This window comes from Pseudoroseicyclus aestuarii, assembly GCF_003217255.1.
GTDB lineage: Bacteria > Pseudomonadota > Alphaproteobacteria > Rhodobacterales > Rhodobacteraceae > Pseudoroseicyclus > Pseudoroseicyclus aestuarii.
In genome coordinates this window covers 1-19,181 of record NZ_QJTE01000009.1, presented here as the reverse complement: position 1 = coordinate 19,181, position 19,181 = coordinate 1, and the positions used below count along the sequence as shown (strand labels likewise).

Annotated in this window: 16 protein-coding genes and 1 pseudogene; 5 read left to right on the top strand and 12 right to left on the bottom strand. The window is 62.1% G+C overall.

The features are described 5' to 3' along the window. Nucleotides 1-17: 17 nt before the first annotated feature. The 10 genes and pseudogenes from DFP88_RS17565 to DFP88_RS15470 form a co-directional block, all read right to left on the bottom strand. Nucleotides 18-257 carry a helix-turn-helix domain-containing protein gene (locus DFP88_RS17565; protein WP_220032355.1) on the bottom strand — a complete coding sequence of 80 codons (240 nt, stop codon included), beginning with the start codon at nucleotides 255-257 and terminating at the stop codon, nucleotides 18-20. 351 nt (nucleotides 258-608) lie between these two features. Next, nucleotides 609-1,445, bottom strand: a complete 837-nt coding sequence (locus DFP88_RS15505) for an inositol monophosphatase family protein (RefSeq protein ID WP_110815620.1) — start codon at nucleotides 1,443-1,445, stop codon at nucleotides 609-611. Next, nucleotides 1,442-2,449 (bottom strand): LacI family DNA-binding transcriptional regulator, encoded by a 1,008-nt coding sequence (locus tag DFP88_RS15500; protein WP_110815619.1) that lies wholly within the window; start codon nucleotides 2,447-2,449, stop codon nucleotides 1,442-1,444. Before DFP88_RS15500 ends, DFP88_RS15505 begins: the two co-directional genes overlap by 4 nt. Further along, the gene (locus DFP88_RS15495; protein ID WP_110815618.1) at nucleotides 2,446-3,900 is read right to left on the bottom strand and encodes a glycerophosphodiester phosphodiesterase; all 1,455 of its coding nucleotides are present in this window, start codon (nucleotides 3,898-3,900) and stop codon (nucleotides 2,446-2,448) included. Before DFP88_RS15495 ends, DFP88_RS15500 begins: the two co-directional genes overlap by 4 nt. Next, the gene (locus tag DFP88_RS15490; protein WP_110815617.1) at nucleotides 3,897-4,961 is read right to left on the bottom strand and encodes an ABC transporter ATP-binding protein; all 1,065 of its coding nucleotides are present in this window, start codon (nucleotides 4,959-4,961) and stop codon (nucleotides 3,897-3,899) included. The genes DFP88_RS15495 and DFP88_RS15490 overlap by 4 nt, the downstream gene beginning before the upstream one ends. Continuing rightward, the gene (locus tag DFP88_RS15485; RefSeq protein ID WP_245904850.1) at nucleotides 4,961-5,788 is read right to left on the bottom strand and encodes a carbohydrate ABC transporter permease; all 828 of its coding nucleotides are present in this window, start codon (nucleotides 5,786-5,788) and stop codon (nucleotides 4,961-4,963) included. Before DFP88_RS15485 ends, DFP88_RS15490 begins: the two co-directional genes overlap by 1 nt. Before the next feature lie 2 nt (nucleotides 5,789-5,790). After that, nucleotides 5,791-7,071 carry a carbohydrate ABC transporter permease gene (locus DFP88_RS15480; protein ID WP_110815616.1) on the bottom strand — a complete coding sequence of 427 codons (1,281 nt, stop codon included), beginning with the start codon at nucleotides 7,069-7,071 and terminating at the stop codon, nucleotides 5,791-5,793. A gap of 94 nt (nucleotides 7,072-7,165) precedes the next feature. After that, entirely contained in the window at nucleotides 7,166-8,386 is a 1,221-nt protein-coding gene (locus tag DFP88_RS15475) for an ABC transporter substrate-binding protein (RefSeq protein ID WP_245904849.1), read from the bottom strand. 313 nt (nucleotides 8,387-8,699) lie between these two features. Then, nucleotides 8,700-9,007: pseudogene (locus tag DFP88_RS17385) on the bottom strand (transposase); the annotation flags it as partial. A 517-nt stretch (nucleotides 9,008-9,524) separates the two neighbouring features. Beyond that, a complete protein-coding gene (locus tag DFP88_RS15470) occupies nucleotides 9,525-10,271 on the bottom strand; it encodes an SDR family NAD(P)-dependent oxidoreductase (protein WP_110815614.1) in 747 nt (248 codons plus the stop codon). A gap of 94 nt (nucleotides 10,272-10,365) precedes the next feature. Between DFP88_RS15470 and DFP88_RS15465 the strand changes: the two genes are divergently transcribed. The 3 genes from DFP88_RS15465 to DFP88_RS15455 all read left to right on the top strand — a co-directional run bounded on the left by DFP88_RS15465 (nucleotide 10,366) and on the right by DFP88_RS15455 (nucleotide 12,734). Beyond that, a complete protein-coding gene (locus DFP88_RS15465) occupies nucleotides 10,366-10,713 on the top strand; it encodes a winged helix-turn-helix transcriptional regulator (RefSeq protein ID WP_110815613.1) in 348 nt (115 codons plus the stop codon). Nucleotides 10,714-11,079: 366 nt separating this feature from the next. Then, nucleotides 11,080-11,604 (top strand): TetR/AcrR family transcriptional regulator, encoded by a 525-nt coding sequence (locus DFP88_RS15460; RefSeq protein ID WP_110815612.1) that lies wholly within the window; start codon nucleotides 11,080-11,082, stop codon nucleotides 11,602-11,604. Further along, nucleotides 11,601-12,734: an MFS transporter gene (locus tag DFP88_RS15455; protein ID WP_110815611.1), complete on the top strand. Its 1,134-nt coding sequence runs from the start codon at nucleotides 11,601-11,603 to the stop codon at nucleotides 12,732-12,734. Before DFP88_RS15460 ends, DFP88_RS15455 begins: the two co-directional genes overlap by 4 nt. 119 nt (nucleotides 12,735-12,853) lie before the next feature. Here the strand turns inward: DFP88_RS15455 and DFP88_RS15450 are convergent, their stop codons facing one another. Next, entirely contained in the window at nucleotides 12,854-13,759 is a 906-nt protein-coding gene (locus DFP88_RS15450; protein ID WP_110815610.1) for a LysR family transcriptional regulator, read from the bottom strand. A gap of 146 nt (nucleotides 13,760-13,905) precedes the next feature. On the opposite strand from DFP88_RS15450, the gene DFP88_RS15445 reads away from it, so the two are divergent. Beyond that, on the top strand, nucleotides 13,906-14,634 hold the full coding sequence (locus DFP88_RS15445) for an alpha/beta fold hydrolase (protein WP_220032352.1): 729 nt from the start codon (nucleotides 13,906-13,908) through the stop codon (nucleotides 14,632-14,634). A gap of 826 nt (nucleotides 14,635-15,460) precedes the next feature. Next, complete coding sequence (locus tag DFP88_RS16920) at nucleotides 15,461-16,318, top strand: hypothetical protein (RefSeq protein WP_146227530.1); 858 nt, start codon at nucleotides 15,461-15,463, stop codon at nucleotides 16,316-16,318. Between the two features lie 187 nt (nucleotides 16,319-16,505). On the opposite strand, the gene DFP88_RS15440 is transcribed toward DFP88_RS16920, so the two are convergent. Further along, nucleotides 16,506-18,830, bottom strand: coding sequence for an AAA family ATPase (locus DFP88_RS15440; RefSeq protein WP_110815609.1), 2,325 nt, complete (start codon nucleotides 18,828-18,830; stop codon nucleotides 16,506-16,508). Nucleotides 18,831-19,181 lie beyond the last annotated feature (351 nt).

The window sequence follows — 19,181 nt, the reverse complement described above, 5'->3', positions numbered from 1 at the left end:
CTATGCTGGTCGAGCACTTAGGCGGCAACATTTGCGTCGCGTATGTTCTTCCCTGGAGGAGCAAGGATTAGGCGGCCATACTCCCGAGTGAACTGGGCCACGCTAGCGTAGCCGACAATCTGGGCTGCCTGCGCGATCTTCGTGCTCTCTGCCCGCATGAGCCGCCTTGCTTCGATCAAGCGCAGCTGTTTCTGGAACTGGAGCGGCGACAAGGTTGTGATGGCGTGGAAGTGCCTGCGGAACGCGGGCTCACTCATTGCAGCCGCTTCCCCGCAAAATCATCGACCCTAATATGCTGTGCGTACTCCAGCCGCAGGATATCGACCGCACACGCAATCCGCCCCGCGTGGCTGTACTGCACCCCGAGCGCAGCGATGGCGGGAGCGTGGCCCCCTATGAGAAGCCATTAATGCAGTTCACGCAGCAGGCCGTTGACCTGCGACGGAACGTTCATCCAGCCGTGACCGGAAAGCGGCGCTGGGCACGGCGCGGGGCTCGACACGTCCACTCGCTCGGCGAAGTCGGCTGGATCATTTCAGACATCATCCTCAAGCGCGAGACGTGGTGCCGATCTCGCGGCGGGCCATCTCGCAGAGTAGTTTGGCGGTTCAAGGGCCGGCCGTTGCCTTGGCGACCCACTCTCGCATCGGTTCGAACATCGCGGGGGTAGCGGTCAGAACAGGGGCGGACCGAGTCATGGGGTGCGGCTGGGCGCGACCGCCCGCTTCCTCCACCATTAGGAGGCCCGCCGCGCAATCCCAGGGAGAAAGGAGCGGCTCGTAGAAGCCGATGTAGTGGCCGGCAGCGACGTGAGCGAGGCTGAGCGCCGCGGAGCCGTTGCGTTGGAAACCGCCGCCGCGGCTGAGGAGATCGGCGACAAGGGAGCCGATCTGCGCCGGCGCACCCGAGCCGATTGCCATAATCCCATCGGAGAAGCACCTGGCGCCAGAGACCTGCAGGCGGTTGCTGTCGCACCAGGCACCGCCACCAAGCGTCGCCGAATAGGTGCGCCCGCCGGCGGGGTCGGCAATCCAGCCGGCTATGATCGTGCCATCATGGCTGAGCCCGATGGACACCGACCAGCCGCGCAGCCCGTGCAGGAACGAGGCGGTGCCGTCGATAGGATCGACGATCCATTTCCAGCCGCTCTGACCAGTGGTTACTCCCTGCTCCTCGCCGAGGATGGCGTCGCTGGGGAACAGGCTGGTAAGGCGGCCGCGAATCATCTCCTCCACCTCGCGATCCGCTTGGCTCACCAGATCCTGCGGGCCGGACTTGGAGTCGCGGCTGAGCTCCGATCGGCGGTGGAACCAACCAAGGGCGAGTGCTGCCGCCTCAGCTATTAGCTCGTTACAGGCGGCAACACGGGCGGCCCTTTCTTGCTCTGTCTTCTGCTGCCCGGCCCGCTCCTGCACCGAATTCTCCTGCTCTCTGTGATCTGTCATGTCGGCCTTTGGGTCGAGGCGCGCTCTATAAGTGAGACGCCAACTTCTGTCGTTCTGCCCGGCGCGTTTGGCTCGGCGATGCACGCCATCAGCGCGTCGAGAGTGGCGCGGGCGACGTCGCCGGCGTCCTGCCGGATCGTCGTCAGTTCATAGGCCGGCCACGCCGCCTCGGCGATATCGTCACAGCCGACGACGGCGAGATCGGCCGGCGTGGACAGACCGGCCCGCCGCAGCCCGTCGATGAAACCGATGGCAAGAAAATCGTTACAGCAATGCACACCATCTACCGCGACGCCCGAGGCGAGGAAGCGCTCTGCGGCCTCCATCCCGCCGAAGTGGTTCTGCGCCGCCCCTGCCACCTCTGCGGCGACAACCAAGCCGAGCTCCCGCGCCGCCGCGATGAAATGCTCCCTGCGATCGCGGATGGTGTATGAAGGACGCTCTTGGCCAATATATGCGATGCGCCGGCAGCCGGCCGAACACAGTACTTCTGCCGCAAGGCGCCCCGCCGCCTCGGTGTCCTGCACCACGCGGGCCGACCGATCAGCGACCGGAGCCTTGTTGACCAGCACCAGCGGCACGCCCCAGCGGGCAGATTGCTCTGCGATCTGATGCGGCGGCGTGTCGCTGGTAACTATGGCGCCTGCCACGCTGTATTGAAGCATCATGTCGATCAGGCGTGCCGGATGATCGCCTTCGCTCCAAGGCAGCAGCACTGGCCGATACCCTCTGGCGACGAGCCCACGAGCAAGCAGGTCGACCGTCCTCGCGCGGAACGAATGGTCCATGTCGGACACGACGAGTGCGACCAGTTCCGACCGGCGGAGGATCAAGCTACGAGCCAGGAAATTGACGCGATAGCCAAGGCTCTCGGCCGCCGCCAGCACCTTGTCGCGGGTGGCGGGGGCGACGCTGGCGCCAACGGTGAATGTCCGGCTGACGGCGGAGCGGGACACGCCGGCGCGCCGCGCCACATCAAGGGCCGTCACCTGCCGTTCGCTCACGCTTCACCCCGCCTGAGCGCCGCCAGAAGCATGTCCGCCCGGTCGAGATTGATCATTTCGGGCCGCAGAGCCGCGATGTGGTCGAAGATGGCCGGGTCGTCGTCGAAATATTGCAGCATTGGGCGGATCCCATTGGCGCGGCAGAGCGGTGCCTCCTCCGTCCAATCCTCGACCTGAATCTCGCAGATCTGCGGCCGGATCATCTGTTGCATCGCCTCGAACCCACCGTAATGCGCGGCATTGGCCTTGATGCTCGCCTCCGGCGCAGCGGCGCGCAAGTCCAGCATCAGGCGCGGATCGGGGGACCAAAAGAAGCAGTCGTCCATGAAATCCATTTCGCGCACGAGGGCGATAAGCTCGTCGGCGGGCACGTCCTTGTCCTCGATATACATCCGCCGCCCGCGCGCCTGGCAGAGCGTGATCGCCTCGGCCAGTGTCGGAACCTCTGCACCGGCCCATTTGGCGCCCTTCCACGACCCGGCATCAAGGCGCTTGAGCGCGTCGAGGGTCATATCGGCGACGGCGCCCGTTCCGTCGGTCGTCCGGTCGACGGTAGGGTCGTGCATGACGACGATCGTGCCGCAGGCGGCCCGCCGCACGTCGAGCTCCAGCCAGTCACAGCCGAAATCGTAGGTCAGGCGCGCCGCTTCCATCGTATTCTCGGGGGCGATGTGGTTGATGCCGCGGTGGCAGACGACCTCGATCCCGCTTGCCGGTCCGGCGTGGAAACCACCAAGCCGCTCGGGGTTGTCGCTGCAGATGCCAAGGACGGGTAGCGCCAGCAGATCGGCCAGCACCTCGGGCCGCTCTTCGTGCCAGATGGCGACGCCGAGGTCCCGCCGCTTGGCCTCTGCCAGCAGGTCGGGCGTGACGAGATCCTGCGGGCGTGGGCCAGCATGCTCCCAACAGAGGTGAATGATGTCGGCGCCCGTGGCTTCGGCGCGCGCGAAGGGGTCTTCGCCGAGGCGGACCAGCACCGTGACCGGCCATGGGCAGCCCGCCTCGATCAGCGCACGGCTTTCGGCATCGTCGAAGGCGCCGAGCGCGGCGGGCGCGAAGTCGGCGCGGGTCAGCTCCGCCACCGCGGCAGAGCCAGAGCCGCGGGCCTTGAGGTCGAGATAGAGCGCCTGCCCTCGCCGTCGCGCGTGGGCGATCGTCTCCGCCAGCGTTGGCAGGTCGGGCAGACGGCGGGCGAGCTCGTCGCGGCTGCAGTGCGCGATCTCGATCCGCCCGCCGTCTTTTCCGGGCACGACGGGGTCGTGACTGACGACAGGCACGCCATCGGCGGTCAGCCAGATGTCGACCTCCCACATATCGGCGCCGAGATCGGCGGCGATGTCGAAGGCGAGAGGCGTGCCTTCGGGCGCATGAGCGGAGGCGCCGCGATGGGCGATGCAGAGCGGCCGCCCGTCGCGCCTAGGGGGCCATGGGTGGGTCAGCGACGGTCTCACAGCGTGCGCCCCTCGGCATCGAAGGCGAGGAGCCGCTCGGTATCGACAGGCCAGTCGACGCGGTCGCCGACGGCGACGTCGTCGCGGACCGGCTGAATGGACCGCAGCACGATGCCGGGCGCGGCCTCGACATCGAAGAGCATCTCGCGACCCTGCGGTTCGACGAAGATCACCCGGCCGGCCGCGCTGGCGCCGCCCCCTGCCCCGTAATGCTCGGGCCGAAGCCCCAGAGCGATAGGTTGGCCCTCGGGCAAGCCGGCGAGCCGCGACGGCAGAGGCAGGCTCAGCCCCTCTTCCATCTCGAAACGCCCGGACGGCCCGGTATGCCCGTCGAGGAAGACGATGGGCGGGTTGCCGAGGAAGCCGGCGACGAAGCGGCTAGCCGGGGCGCGGTACATCTGCGTTGGCGCGTCGATCTGCAGGATCTCGCCCTTGTCCATGATCGCCACTCGGTCGCACATCGACATGGCCTCGACCTGATCGTGCGTCACGAGGATCGCAGTGATCCCCGTCTCCAGCTGGATGCGCCGGATCTCCGAGCGCATTTCCAGCCGAAGCTTGGCGTCGAGGTTGGCGAGGGGCTCGTCTAGGAGCAGCACGTCTGGCCGTCGCACGATGGCGCGCGCCAGCGCCACGCGCTGCTGCTGCCCGCCCGAAAGCTGCGCGGGTTTACGGGCCATCAGCTCCTCGATATGCACCAGTTCCGCCGTCTCGCGAACACGGCGCGTCACGTCCTCGGCGGAGGGCCTGTTCTTGCCAACGGTGAGAGGGAAGGCGATGTTTTCCTCCACGCTCATATGCGGATAGAGCGCGTAGTTCTGGAAGACGACGCCCACATTGCGCCGCTGGCTCGGCAGGTTCGAGACATCGCGGTCGCCGAAGACGATGCGCCCGCCATCGGCGCGGTAGATACCCGCTATGGAAAGAAGCGTGGTGGACTTGCCGCAACCCGAGGGCCCGAGAAGGGCGAGCATCTCGCCGTCCTCTACCGTGAGATCGAGGTCTTCGATCACGGCCGTGCCGTCGAAACGCTTGGTGAAATTGTCCAGGTGAAGTCGCATCAGCCCTTTGTGCCTCCGCCGAAGATGTTCATGAGCCGGTTCTGGAAGATGATGAAAAGCAGCACCACCGGCAGCGTGTAGAAGACGCCCACTGACTTGAAGAGATTGAAGTCGAAGCCCAATTGGTCGGCCGCGATGAGCTCGTTGAGGAAGACCGAGAGGACGGTCATCTCCGATCCGGGCGCGAGGATGCGCGGCAGCAGGTACTCGCCCCAGCCGTCTAGGAACGAGAAGACGCCGAGCGCCACGAGACCTGGCTTCACCTGCGGCAGGATCAGCCGCCGCCAGACGGTGAAGCGGCTTGCCCCGTCCTGCACGCCGGCCATCTCGATCTCCCACGGGACGGCATCGTAAAAGCCCTTCATGATCCAGATGCCGAAGGGAAGCATCAGCGCGCCCTTAACGAGGATCACGCCGATCATCGAGTTGTAGAGCCCTGTGAAGTTGAGGACGAAGAACACCCCGATCAGCAGCGTCACCGCCGGGAAGGCGTGCATGACGAGAATGCCGCCTAGAAAGAGCCGCCGGTACGGCAGATGCAGGCGGCTGATCGCGTAGGCCGCCGTGGTGGAGAGCGACAGAACGATTACCATCATCGACAGGGCAAGGATCAGCGAATTGCCCGCAGCCTGCCAGACATTCCCCACGACGCTGGCGTCGAAGAGGAAGCGCCAGTGCTCCAGCGTGAAGCGGTCGGGCCAGAGATCGCCGGGCGGGGCGTCGGTAAAGGTGTCGAGGATGAGGAAGCCGTACATCACCATCAGAGGCAGGCTGACGAGGGTGAGCACGACGATGAGCGGGAGGGTCGAGAAGTTGCGGGTCATCATGGTCAGAACTCGATCCGGGGGCGGCCGACGAGGTCGCCGAAGCGGAAGAGGCGCAGGTAGAGGATGGATAGCACCAGGCCCACGACCACCAGCACCAGCGCCATGGCGGCGCCGAGCCCGTATTCGAGGTTGCCCGAATAGTTCGACAGCGCGGTCTTGAAGGCCTCCAGCGCCCAGACGGTCGTGGTCTTGCCCGGCCCGCCGTTCGTGGTGAGCCAGATGTGCTCATAGGAGGAGAGCAACGACAGCGTCTGGTAGGAGGTGACGAAAAGGATCGGCCAGCGCAGCTGCGGCAGGATGACCCGGCGGATCTGTTGCAGCCGGTTCGCCCCGTCTACCTCGGAGGCCCAGAGCTGCTGCACGGGTATCGCGCGCAGCGCGCCCGAGAAGAGGATGAGCCCGAAGGAGGCGCCGATGAAGCCGTTGAGCGCGATCATCGTCATCCAGGCGGTGACGACCGAGCCCTTCATGTAGTTGAACGCGGGCAGGCCCAGCTGCTCGGCGAGGATCGGCAGGAAGCCATCCTCCCAGGTGAACCACTTCCACATGATCGTGTAGAGCACGACCGGCGTGATGCGGGGCAAGAGCCAGAGGGTGCTGAAGAGGCCGGTCACGGGCTTCGGCATGTAGAAGAGCACCAGCGCGAGGAAGAGCCCGAGCCCCACGTTGAAGAGCGACAGCGTGGCGCCGACATAGAGCGCGGTATTGGCGATCAGGCGCCCGGTTTCGGGCTGAGTGGCGAGGCGGGTGAAATTCTCCGTGGTGAAGACGGCGCCGGTATAGGCGTCATCAGTCAGCGCCTCGCGCATCTCTTCGGCGACGCCCGGCGCATGGGCAGCGAGGGCCTCGGCCAGCTCGGCGCGAGTCACGAAGCGGTGGTTGAGCAGCGACTGGCCAAAGAGATCAGCGGCCGACTTCAGCGCACGGGGGCTGCGCGGCGCATTCGGCAGGTCTCTCAGCGCCAGCTCGAAGTCGCGCGCGGTCTCGAAGGTCTCGCCGGTGAGCCGCTCCTCGATATCGGCAAGGAAGGCCGCATCAGTGCCCGCGTCGCGCGCGGCGGCGAGGCCTGCCTCGTCAACGGCGTAGCTGGCGGCGGAGATGGCCTCGGCGTCGTTCGCGCCCAGCCCCCGGTCGCCAAGCCGGCGAAGGGTCGTCGGTGTGACGACGTAACAGCCCCGACTGATGCCGGTGGAGGTGGACATATCGGTGAAGGCAAAGACGCCGGTCAGCACGACGGGTGTGAAGAAGAACGCCATCAGCAGCAGGATCGCGGGCGCCACCATGGCGAGGCCGAGGCGGGAGACGCGAGGCGCCCCCGCCGTTTCCGGGCGGCGGAGAGGACGGCGCGAGCGGCGCGCCGTCCAGATTGCGGGGCGATCAGCGGACAATGACATCGTCGCCGAGCGCCTGAGTGACACTGGCCTCGACCTCGGCCACCGCATCCTCGACAGAGGTCACGCCGGTCCAGGAGGCTTCGAGACCTTCGTACATCGCCGTCCAGTAAGTGCCGAAATCCGGGTTGTTCGGGATCGCGTTCGTATGGGGCGCGAGCCGCTCGGACGCGGCGGTCAGCCAGCGGTTCTCGGCATAGAGAGGCACCAGCGTCTCTTCTTCGGATATGCCGAGATGTGCCGATTTCACCGCGTGCAGCGCGTTGATGCGCGGCTCGGAGGCGATGGCCACCAGTTCGGCCGCGATCGCCGCTTCTTCCTCGGGCGCGGCAGCCGTGAGCAGGTAGACCAGCGGGTGGGTGATCGAGTTGGCCCGGCCGTTCTCGTCGCCGGCGGGGATCAGCGTATACTCAACGGTGCCGAAGAAGTCCTCGAGGCCGAACTGGTTCGTCCACTGGGCGTAGTGCCAAGTGCCACCATGCCAGGCGCCGTAGCTGCCGGCGGCCGCGTTCTGGTGCCAGGCGTCCCATTCCATGCCGAGATGGGTGGAGGAGACCACGCCCATTTCGACGGCATCGACGAAGAACTGGTACATGCCGGTCAGCGCCTCGGTGTCGAGCACCAGCTTGCCGGTTTCGGGATCGGCCATCTCGCCGCCGAAGGCCTGGTAGAACTGCCAGTAATCGGGGCCGTTCGACACGCGGGGGCCAAAGGCCATGCCCGGCTCGAGCACGCCTTCGTCCTGCATCGCCTTCAAAGCGTCGAGCATGTCGTAGAGCGTGAACTCGCCATTCAGGATGAGGTCAGGCAGGCTGGCGATCTCGTCTTCGCTCCAGCCAATGGCTTCCAAGGCGGGGATGGACCAGAACATGACGCGAGCTTCGGCGTCTTGCGGGATGCCCCAGATCTGGCCGTTGAACGAGGCGACCTCGATCAGGTTGGGGTAGATCGAGCTGAGCGGCCAAGTGTCGAAGTAAACGTAATCCTCAATCGGAACGATCAGGCCGGCTTCCGACCACGGGCCTATGTCTTCATGGCCGGAAACGATCAGGTCAGGGGCGTTGCCGGCTTCGGAGGCGAGACTGAAGGCCTGCTTGAAGTCGTCCCAGCCGGACCAGGCCTGGCTTTCGACGGTGATCGAGAGCTCTTCTCCGCGGATCGCGGCCTCGCGTTCGAGAATGTCGGCCGCCATGTCGATGGCGTCCATGCGGTAGTTTGAGTCGTCTCCAGTCCCGCCTGCCCAGACGGTGATGGTATAGTCCTGAGCCAGCACGGGAAGGGCCGCGCATGACAGTAGCAGCGCCCCAGCGCCGCGAAGGAGATTCTGAGAAGGCATGACAGTCCCCGGATATTGGGTTTCCATTGCACTCGTGTGCATTTGCCAAGATCGAGGAATTTGATGAAGCGCGAGCGACAGAAGTGTTTCATTTTGAAGAAAGGGTGCAACCTGCTCTCACTCGATCTACACCGACGAGCCGGCACGCCCGGCGCTGCAAGACCTCGTGATCTCGCATCGCCTAGAGCGCCGCTTCCCGCCGCTCCTTAGACGTCGTCAGTGCCTTCCCAGCAGGTCTTTGTGGACCACGTGGTCGAACATCGTTCCGCCAGCAGCCGCCTGAGCGTCGCGTTATCGTCTTCCAACGTCCTCAGCCGCCGGGCGTCGGACAGCTCCATCACGCCGACTTGGCCTCCAGCTTGTAGAAGGTGGCGGGGCTCAGCCCGTGCTTGCGACAGACCTCCGTCGTCGCCATCCCGTCGACGCGGTGCGTCGAGCCTGTTCCTTGATCATCTCGATGACCTGCGCATCCGTGAAACGGCTTTTCCTCATGTCGTCTGCTTCTTCGAGGTGCGGCAGACTCAACATCGCGGTGAGGGATTTCACTGGAAGGCAGGTCGCCCGACTCCGATCGGTCTAGTCCGAAGCGGACATCTGGCGCCCTGCCTGGCCGCAACCGCTTCCGGCCCTTAGCGGAATTCGGCGAGCGGCCCGGTGCCAGATGCTTCCGGCCAGCAGCGGACGTAAGATAGGCTGGCCGGCCCCGTCTGCATCCGGACCAGAACGGGTCGAGGTCCGCGGCGCAGGAAACTGCTCGGAAGCCCGCTAGAGCGGTCGTTCGCCATGATTGCGAGGCAGGGAAACGGCCTGATATCAGCCGTGCCCATCATCTTGCTGGTCGCAGCCGGTCCGCATGCGCCCCCGCCGTTCATCGGCGAGATCTCGACGCAAGAGCTTTCTCAGCGCGGCACAGGATCCGGAGACTGCCGTTCGGCGAGGACGCCGAACGGCCCGCTAGACCTACTTCCGTTTGGAGTTTCATCTGCGGTCTGGGTCGCCACAGGGTCTGTTAGACCTGCGCCATGCCGCCGTCCGCGAAAACCTCGCTACCGGTCATCACCGCGCTGTCGTCTGATGCCAGAAAGAGCGCGACGGAGGCGACATCCTCCGGCTCCGCAATCCGGCCTGCCGGTGTCTGGGCCAGGAGGGCGTCGTACATCGTTGTACCGCCCACCGCTTCCGCAACGCCCTGCAGACCGGGCGTGTCCGTGGCTCCCGGCGAGAGGACATTCACGCGAATACCGGTGCCCTTGAGATCGAGCGCCCAGCTCCGCGCGAAGTTACGGATCGCCGCCTTGCTGGCGCTGTAGATGCTGAAAGCCGGCGTTCCCTTGATCCCGGTTGTCGAGCCGGTGAGGATGATCGAGGCACCGTCCTTCATCAGCGGCAGCGCCTTCTGCACGGTAAAGACGGTGCCCTTCACGTTCACCGCGAAGATCTGGTCGAAAGCAGCAGCTGTGATATTCCCCAAAGGCTCGAGTTGCCCGACCCCCGCATTCGCGAACAGGATATCGATACGGCCGTGCTGCGTTCGGACGACCTCGAAGAGGTGATCCAGATCCTCGGAGGACGTGACGTCCCCTTGTACGGCCGTGACATTCGCGCCGATCTCGGCGCTGGCCTTGTCAAGTTCCTTCGTCCGGCGCCCGGTGATGTAGACCTGCGCCCCTTCGGCCGCGAACCGCTTCGCCGCACTCAGGCCGATGCCGCTGTTGCCGCCGGTGATGACGGCGATCTTGTTATCAAGCTTGCCCATGATGTCTCCTTTTCGCACTGGCACGGGCTAGTTGACCATCAGGGTACATCTTGACCAGTATGCACCAAAAGGTAAGTGCAAATTGGATGCTCAGATGACCTCCCCATTCACCTGCGGTCTGGATGCGGTTCTCTTCGTCATGGGTGGGAAGTGGAAGCCGCTCATAGTCTACCACCTGGCGCGCGGCACCTTACGCTACGCCGAGTTGCGGCGTACGGTCGGTCGGGTCAGCGACAAGGTTCTCGCCCAGCAACTGAAGGAGCTGATTGCCGACGGCATCGTCGCGCGGCGCGACCTCGGAGAGATACCGCCTCGGGTGGAGTATTCGCTCACGCCATTCGGTCAGAGCTTGGCGCAAGCACTTGTTCAACTGTGTGAATGGGGATCGCACCATGCAGACGAGCTCGCCGAGATCGTGGGCCAAAGAGCCCGGACAAAGTGACTTTCCACACGACAGGACCGCACATGCGCCAGACCTGCGCTCCGGCTCGGGCGCGACCAAACGCGAAGCCGCCCTGCGGCGCTCCGGCGGGCAAGATGACCTTACATAGATGCTACTCGGCGCGTCCGGCCCTTAACGGACCTCCACGGTTCTGGCCGAACTGGTCTGCATCCGGCCCTCAGCGGACATTCGCCAAGCTTGCCCCGCTGCAGCGCAGCTTCCCCAAACCGGATTTTCACAAGGCCGCGCAGCATCGTCCAGACACCAGAGGTCCGCAGTGCGGACAAAGCTGCCCTCATTCATGCCAGCTTGCAATGTAAAACGATCGTTTTACATTGGTGTCTATGGACGCACGAGGAGGTTCCCATGGACCTGACCACCAAACTCACCGCCGCCGCCGAGCGGCTCTTCGACCGTCACGGCTTCATGGCCACCGGCATGGACCGGTTGACGGAGGCTGCGGGAATGTCGAGCCGCACGCTCTACAAGAACGCCGGTAGCAAGGCCGCGCTCATGGCGCGTGTCCTGACCCAGCGGGACCGGCGTTTCATGGCCCGGCTGGAGGTGCAGACCGTAGACGCTCTGTTTGCAGCGCTCGAAGACTGGGTGCGGGTCGAGGGATGTCGGGGCTGCCTGTTCCTTCGCTCTCGCGCGGAAACGGGTGGCGACACGCCGGAGATCGCCGAAGCCGTCGCGGCGCACAAGGAGGCCTTCCACCGGCGGGTCGGCGAGGTCGTCGCAACGGATCTGGGATGCGAGGACCCGGTGCTCGCAGAGCAGGTGCTGGTCCTCTTCGAGGGCGCGACCCACGCGGCTGTCTATCGTGGAGCACAAACCGTCTCCGCAGCAAAGGCGGCGGCGGCCATCTTGCTGGAGAGGGCGCGCTCATGAGCCCGGCCCTTCGCATCGGCGCGACAGGCTTCGCCCTCATCGCGGTCTGCTACGGTTTTGCCCGCTTCGCCTTCGGCCTGTTCCTGCCGCAGATCGACGGCGAGCTTGGTCTCGGAACGTCCCTCGGCGGCGCGATCTCGGGTGGCTCTTTCGCCGGCTACTGCATCGCCATTGTCGCCTCGGCCACCCTGACCGAACGGCTCGGCGCGCGCGCAATCGCGGTCGGGGCGGCCCTCGTTGCGGCAATCGGCATGGCGGGCATCGCGCTCGCGCCTTCGCCACTGATCCTGGCCATTGCCGTGGTGGTCGCCGGATCGAGCACGGGCCTTGCCTCGCCGCCTATGGCCGCCGCGGTTGCAGCGGCGGTCAGAAGAGGCCGGCAGGACTTGACGAACACGGTCATCAATGCCGGCGTGAGTGCGGGCGTTGCGCTGTCGGGGCCCATCGCCCTCGCTATCATGGGACAATGGCGGCTGGCCTTCGGAGCTTTTGCCGCCGTGGCACTGGTGTTGGCCATCGCAGCCGCCATCGCGCTCCCCGCAGCCTCGGGCAGCGGCCGCTCTGGTGGTCTGCCCCCGATGACGGGACCGGTCCTACGACTGATCTCGGCATCCTTCCTGATGGGGGCCGCGAGCACGGCGCTCTGGTCCTTCGGCGGCCAGCTCGTCGCGAGCCAGCTGGACTGGGGAACGACCGGAACTGGCCTTCTCTGGACCTGCATCGGTGTCGGCGGGCTTGTTGGAGCCTTGGCAGGAACACTTGTCGGAAAGTTTGGTCTCGACCGCAATCACTGGGCCTTCTTAGGCTTGATGGCGGCCAGCATCCTGACGGTCGGCCTCGGACTTGGCCCCGCACCCATGCTGGTTGGCGGTGCCGTTTTCGGCGCGGCCTACGTGATGCTGACGGGGGTCTACCTTGTCTGGGGCACCAACGCCCTGCCGGACCGGCCTGCAACAGGGCTCATGGTTGGGTTTCTGACCATCGCCGTGGGTCAGAGCGTCGGCGCACCGCTTTTCGGATTTCTTATGGCGGGTCCGGGCGTCAAGTATGCCGTGGTATGTTTCGCCGCCACCGCAATGATCGCCGGAGTCTTCCGAGAAAAAAGCACAGATGATAGCGCACTTGCGTAGCCTCCGGGGGTAAGTGACGCCCCCACAGAAAGTCTTGGAAGGGCATCTTTGCAGACCTTCCATGTATACATGCAACGACCCGCATTCAGTCGTGGTGAAATTACGTGACACCTGCATACTCATGCGCTTCGTCGCCTTCTGGATTGGAGGTAATCGACCAGCGCCGCGAGTGCGGCCGATTTCTGGTGCCTGCCGGGGTAGTAGAGATGATAGCCCGACCAGAGCGGGCAAAACTCTTCAAGGCAAGCTTGAAGACGTCCCGACGCCAGGTGCTCCGAGACGAAGGGCTCGAACAGGTAGATCAACCCTTGCCCAGCTAGTGCGGCCTCAATCAGCACATGGGCATCGTCGGCGATTAGCGGACCTTTGACCCCCATCTCAATACGACGTTCGCCTTGCCTGAACGACCATCGGAACAGGTCGCTGTGGCTCGCGTGCCGATAGTTCAGGCAGGCATGGTCTGCAAGATCCTCCAAGCGCTTAGGCACGCCGCGTCGGGCGAAGTAGTCCGGCGAGCCGATGACCACCGCACGCAAGTCAGGACCGAGGGGCACTGCCGACATGTCCTGTTCCAGATGTGCGCCCATACGGATGCCGGCATCGAACCCGGCTTCGACGATGTCGGTCAGCTGGTCGCTGATGCGCAGATCCACGGTCACGTTTGGATATTGCTCCATGAATCCTGTGAGCGCGGGGATGATGATCGCCCTTGCCGGGTATTCAATGGACGTCAGCCGTAGAGTGCCGACCACGCCGCCGCGCGCCTCCTTGAGTTCGGTCAGCCCTTCCTCGATCAATCGCAGGGCCGGGCTCAACGACTTCAAAAGACGCTGCCCGGCCTCTGTCGCGCGCACGTTGCGCGTTGTCCTCGCCAGCAAGGGCACTCCAATGCGTTGTTCCAGGGCGGCGATCGCCTGGCTGATCCCGGACTGCGCCCGACCCAAGCGCAGCGCCGCGCGGGTAAAGCTCCCTTCCTCGGCTACGACCTGAAATAGCTGCAGATCGGGCAGATCGCGACGATCCATTTATACGCCTCACTGATAAGCTGTATCACTCGAAGCAGTATAGTGATTAGGTTCCGCTATGGCTACCTTTCCTCTGACACTGATTTCAACTACCTACAGAGGTACTGACAATGACCAACCTTCGCACCCTTCTCCTTTCCGGAAGCGTGGCACTCGGCACCATGATGTCGCTGCCAGGCATGGCAGCCGCTGAGGTTCACAACATTGTTCTGGTTCATGGCGGAAACGTCGATGGCAGCACCTGGCGCGGGGTCTACGACCGGCTGATCGCCCAGGATTACGACGTCACCATCACGCAACTCCCGATGACATCCGTCGAAGACGACGTCGCGGCGGTCCAACGGAGCCTGGACGTACAGGACGGCCCGGTATTGCTGGTTGGGCATTCCTATGGGGGTGTCGTCATCACCGAAGCCGGCATCGACCCGGACGTAAAAGGCCTCGTGTATGTCACGGCGTTCCAACCTGATATCGGGGAAAGCGGCGGAGACCTGCTGGCCTCGGCGGGCAGTGATTTCACGGCTGACAAGCTGTCGATCACCGACGATGGCTTTCTTTTGGTAGATGATGACGCGTTCCTCGCCTTGGCAGGCAACGGTCTATCAGAAGAAGACGCACTCTTTGTGGCAAGGTCCCAGGCATGGGCCAATGCAGAGAATCTTGCACACAAGGTTACTTCTGCAGCGTGGCAGGATAAACCGAGTTGGATGACCGTCGCGACTGAGGATCTTCTCATCTCGCCAGAGCTACAGCGCCGTATGGCAGAGCGAGCCGGTTCGACAGTCATCGAGATCGGGAATGGCCACATGCTGCCGATGACGAGCCCCGATGAAGTGGCCGAGGTGATCGCACAAGCCGCCGAGGCGGTGAACTAATTCCGCTCTCGCATGCGGATCGCAATAGCGGTCCGCATGTTATTCCCTTCACACAAGATCATTGCTTTCAGGATGTGCTCGGTCGGGCAGACCATCGTATCCGACGATCCAACGCGGCCTCGTCTGCCACCCGCGCGGGTGCGGAAAGTTGACAATCTGGGCTCGGAGCCGACATGCTGCGCTGCGGTGTATCGTACGCCTGACAGGCAGCGGCGGCCGTCGCACCCGGCCCAAACCTGACGTTCGACACGATCAACATTGCCGCAACGCAGCATCTCATTACCGGACTTTCATGGCATCGCGCAGCATCGCCCAGGGCCTCGAGGTCCGCAGTGGCGGCCCATTGCGGACCTTCGGTCCCCTGTCCCGCCGCAGTCGCTATCGGCCCATTGCGGACCTTCGGGCCCCTGCCCGGCCGCAGCCGCTATCGGCCCGAAGCTGCCGTTCGCCCCTGCCCGGCCGCGGGCAATCCCGGCCCTTATCAGTCGTTCACCGCGGACAGCCGTCGCTGCGTTGCGAATCGTCGATCATGCCATTCGCTGCGACAGCACAGTTCGCGATCCGTTTACCTTTGAGGGCCGGGCTGAGTCTATTTCGGTTGATGGACTGGGTTTCGGGGTGCTACTCCAATGCCAGAGACCATAGCTTTCTGCGCCGAGGAGCTTCGCAGGCTTGGGCTGGCCAGCACTAAATGAGCCTAAAGTCGCATCGAACCGACAAAGCATTCTTGTGGGGCCACGACCCATGACGGTTTGAGCTCCTGCTGACATAAACGAGAAACTCTTGATACTGGGAGAAGCGTAGGAACTAAGGGAAGGGGTTGGGAATGGGCGAGGCCAGGCGGCAAAAGAAAAAACAGGCAAGTCAATTTGAGCAGATCAATCGACTGTTCCAAAATTCAGGCATTGACACTTCGGATTTTGAATTTGTCGATCATCCGAGATTTATCGCAGCAGAGCAGCGCAACCCCGCATTGTTGGAAGATTATGCCAATTGGGTCATGCTGCGACCCCGTGACGCCGACTATGATGCCCATGTCCGGCAAACCGTTCCGCGATTGACGCAATTGATCGCCGACGTTCTGGAAGAGGACAGACTCGAAGGGTCGTGCCAGATAGCATGTTCGCTTCTGACCAAAAGTCTGGCGCGGCTTGGCGTCTGGTCTGTCGGCATCGTCGGCAGTTCAACTTATGAGGTGAGAGACCAAGGTATTCGGCGCGGACTGCACACAGTTGACTATCGGGATTTTGAGGGTGCTGCGCTTGGGCACTCCTGGGTCTGCGCGCCCCCGTTCTTCGTTGTGGATGCGTCTATTAAGAGGCAGCGGTGGTCAGGCGACGCGATCTACCCATACATTCCGTCAATCATCTTAGATGATGTCGGCCGAAAGACAAAACCGACACCTATGGATGTAATAAGTTCCAGAGTTCGAACAGAAATAATCATGCATCGTGGATCACTGCCAGATAATATCGTCTATGAGATGGAGCCCAATTTGCGGGCGTTTAGCAAAGTGTTTCCGGCAACTCAGACGGTCATTGACCAACTTTCCGCCAGATATGTCCCTACTGCAGCAAACATGTCCGACGGAACGCTCGAAGATATCAACTCCGCCGGTGCACGCGGCCGTGTCGGAGGTCAGATCTGGAATGAGGTGATCGCACCTGCTTTTCATATTGCATAGGTCGAAAAGTGAACCACCCAATCCCTAGCCACTCCTTTCAAACCGGAAAAATGGTGCACGTCTGTCTCTGCGTGCGTCATGGTCAAAGTCATATGAAAAGACTGGCTAGAACATTTTAGAGCAAGAACGACTTGAACGCTGAGGTTGGCACGGCACGCCTTGCAGACCGAACCATAGCTTTACATCATCATGCCTTGGCCGTTTTGTTAATCAGCGCCAATTGACCCACCGCGTAGCGCTCCACAACAACCAAGGTTTCTTTGCAGGCGAGCACTAGATCATCAGGAGGCGGCGTCTCGTCGTAGTAGGTGCCGTGGCACAACGAATTTATAAGGACACTCTTGAGCGTCATGCCCTCCTCGCCCGCAAGATGCTTGACGAAATCCGTCAGACTGTCGGACTTGTCGGGCCTGCAGAAGCGACCTATTGCCTCCAGCACTGAACGGACACAGTTTGCGGTCCTGTGGTCAGGATCTTTGCCGTTCGCCACATCGTGGATGTCGATCAGCTGCTCCTGAAAAGGGGCGATGTATTTGTTAAGGCGCGCAAGACTGTGGCTCTTGCCGTCGGTGTGGAGCGCAAATGCTGCATTAGCATCGACCACGCGGTTCGTAAGCGAAATATTAAAGAAATAGCTACTATGCGTCAGCAAGAGCAATTCTGGCCTCCAGCACTTGTCACCTGCAATTTTCCCTGGGTTGATCGAGATTCCCCCCTGATCGGAGATGTTCAGATTTTTTAACGTCTGCGCGATGGCGAAGATAAAATCATAGGACATCGAGGTAACCGGATCGTCAAAGACAAAAAACAGTTTCCTGTAATCGCTCCCAGTCGCTACCTTCTTGTGCGCGCAGGCAATGAAATAGCAGAATGCGATTGCTGTCTTCTCGCCGTCGCTTAAGGTTCGATGCGGCCCGCGAACCATATTCTGTTCCCCGCGCTTCAGCGCAAAGCTCGTCGTGTCGAAAACGTACTTCTCGGCGAAGAATTCCTTTAAGAGAAATTTAAAGGTCTCGGCGACACGGTCCCGTGCTTGTGCCGACGGACTTGCCTTCTCCAGCTCGCTCACAGCGTTCTGTTTCACGACAGAATCCGCCAGAAGTCCGCAAAGGACTTCTATTTCGGGCCAGTTTCCGAAAGCGAATTCGCGCTCAAACATCGCACAAGCCTTTCTTTGCAGTGTCCTGCGCTCTTCATCAGCTTTCCCGACAGCCGAAGTCAGCGCCGCCGCTTCCTCATTGCTCTCCCCAATGACCTTGTTGATCGCCGTGACCCAAGCGAACATGTTCTCGGCAGGAAGCGCAGCTGCCGTCCCAAGTGCTGCGGCTTTCTGCTCGATCACTGATTTGATTGCCGCTATCGCATCGCGCGCTTTCTTCAGCGCATCCGCGCCGTCACTGATTTCCGTATCCTTTTTGGAGGGCACGTGACGTCTGAGGTCGTCATAGCGGGACTTCTGTCGAGCAAGTTGGGTTTCCGTCCGGTCCAGGTTGATTTCTTTTTGTCTAAGCTTTCGAAAGAACTCCCTAAGCTCTGCTTTGTGCTTCTCTTCCTCGTCTTCAAAGTACTCGATATAGGCGTCAATCAACGCCTTTGGATCTGGGTTGGCAATTCCCTGTTCACAGAAGGGACATTCGGCCCGGTGCTCATCTCGGACCATCTTTGCGCCTTCCTGGTAGAAGCCGTGGTGCGCGTCGATCTTCTTCTTGATTGCTTCGGAGACACTTGATGGGGAGGTCGGCTGCTCAAGCGATACGGCAAGGGCGTCGAGATCAACATCGTCTGTTGCAATGGCCTCGACTTTCCCGGGATAGGCAGGTTCTGCAGGTATTGCCTTGAGGCTATCGAGGTCCTTGATGATGTCGGCAAGGGTTTGGCCCGGCGCTTCGGGCTTCTTTTCATAAAGCTCAAGAAGTTTCTCCAGCGAAAGAGCCTTGTACTCTCTCAACTGTTTTTTGATACTTGCTTTCCCATGCAGCTCGGGTTCTTTCGCGGCGGTAAATTTACTATCTAGCGCACTATAGGCATTGGAGGCCTTCGCTCTGGAATCTTCCAGCGCCTTCTTTGCGTCGTCGAGCTTGATGTTCGCACTATCTACGGCGATCAGGTTTTCAATCTCGCCGTCCAGTTCATATTTGCGCTCCCGCAGCTCGTCCTGCACGAAGTCCTCGGAGAACACATGGAAGATTGCGTCATTGACCGTTGCTGTAACCGCATCTCCCGCCTTCTGGAGTTCGAGAGTTCCCATTGCCGTCGTGCCACGAGAAAACGCGAACGAGCCAGAGCCATTGGTAGACTCGTCAGATACGAGATTGAAAGCGGCATCTGTAACGTCTACCTTCTGCCCATGAAGATCGAGATATCTAAAGGCGCGTGACAGGAAAGATTTTCCGGTACCATTACGAGCAAAAATTAGATTCTGATTATTCTTCGTCAACTCTCCGTCGAGAGCAAAAATGGGGCCAAGATGTCGGGCGGATAGCGAGAAGTTAGGCTTTGACGCGGTGTTCATATTCTCTTCGAATCCGCCAATTCAAAATCAAGTGCTCGTTGAGCGTAACTTTAGTTATCTTCGAAATCAGACATTGTTGCGTAGACGCTCTCTTTGGATTGGGCCCCGTTTACACTCAAAGGTCAAGCTCTAAGAAGATGATGGCGATGCCTTGGACCCGGACTTAGGCCATTTCAGACCGGATGACTTTCGTTTCCTATCGTACTCACGAGCCTGTTCGCATCCACAGCGAACTTGCGCTTGCAGCCTTTCCGGGTGACCTGCCCCCCGGAACGTCCCTCGGTTCAATGTAGAGTTTGCTTCATCCCGAAGGAGCAGACGACATGAGGAAAAGCCGCTTCACCGAGGCGC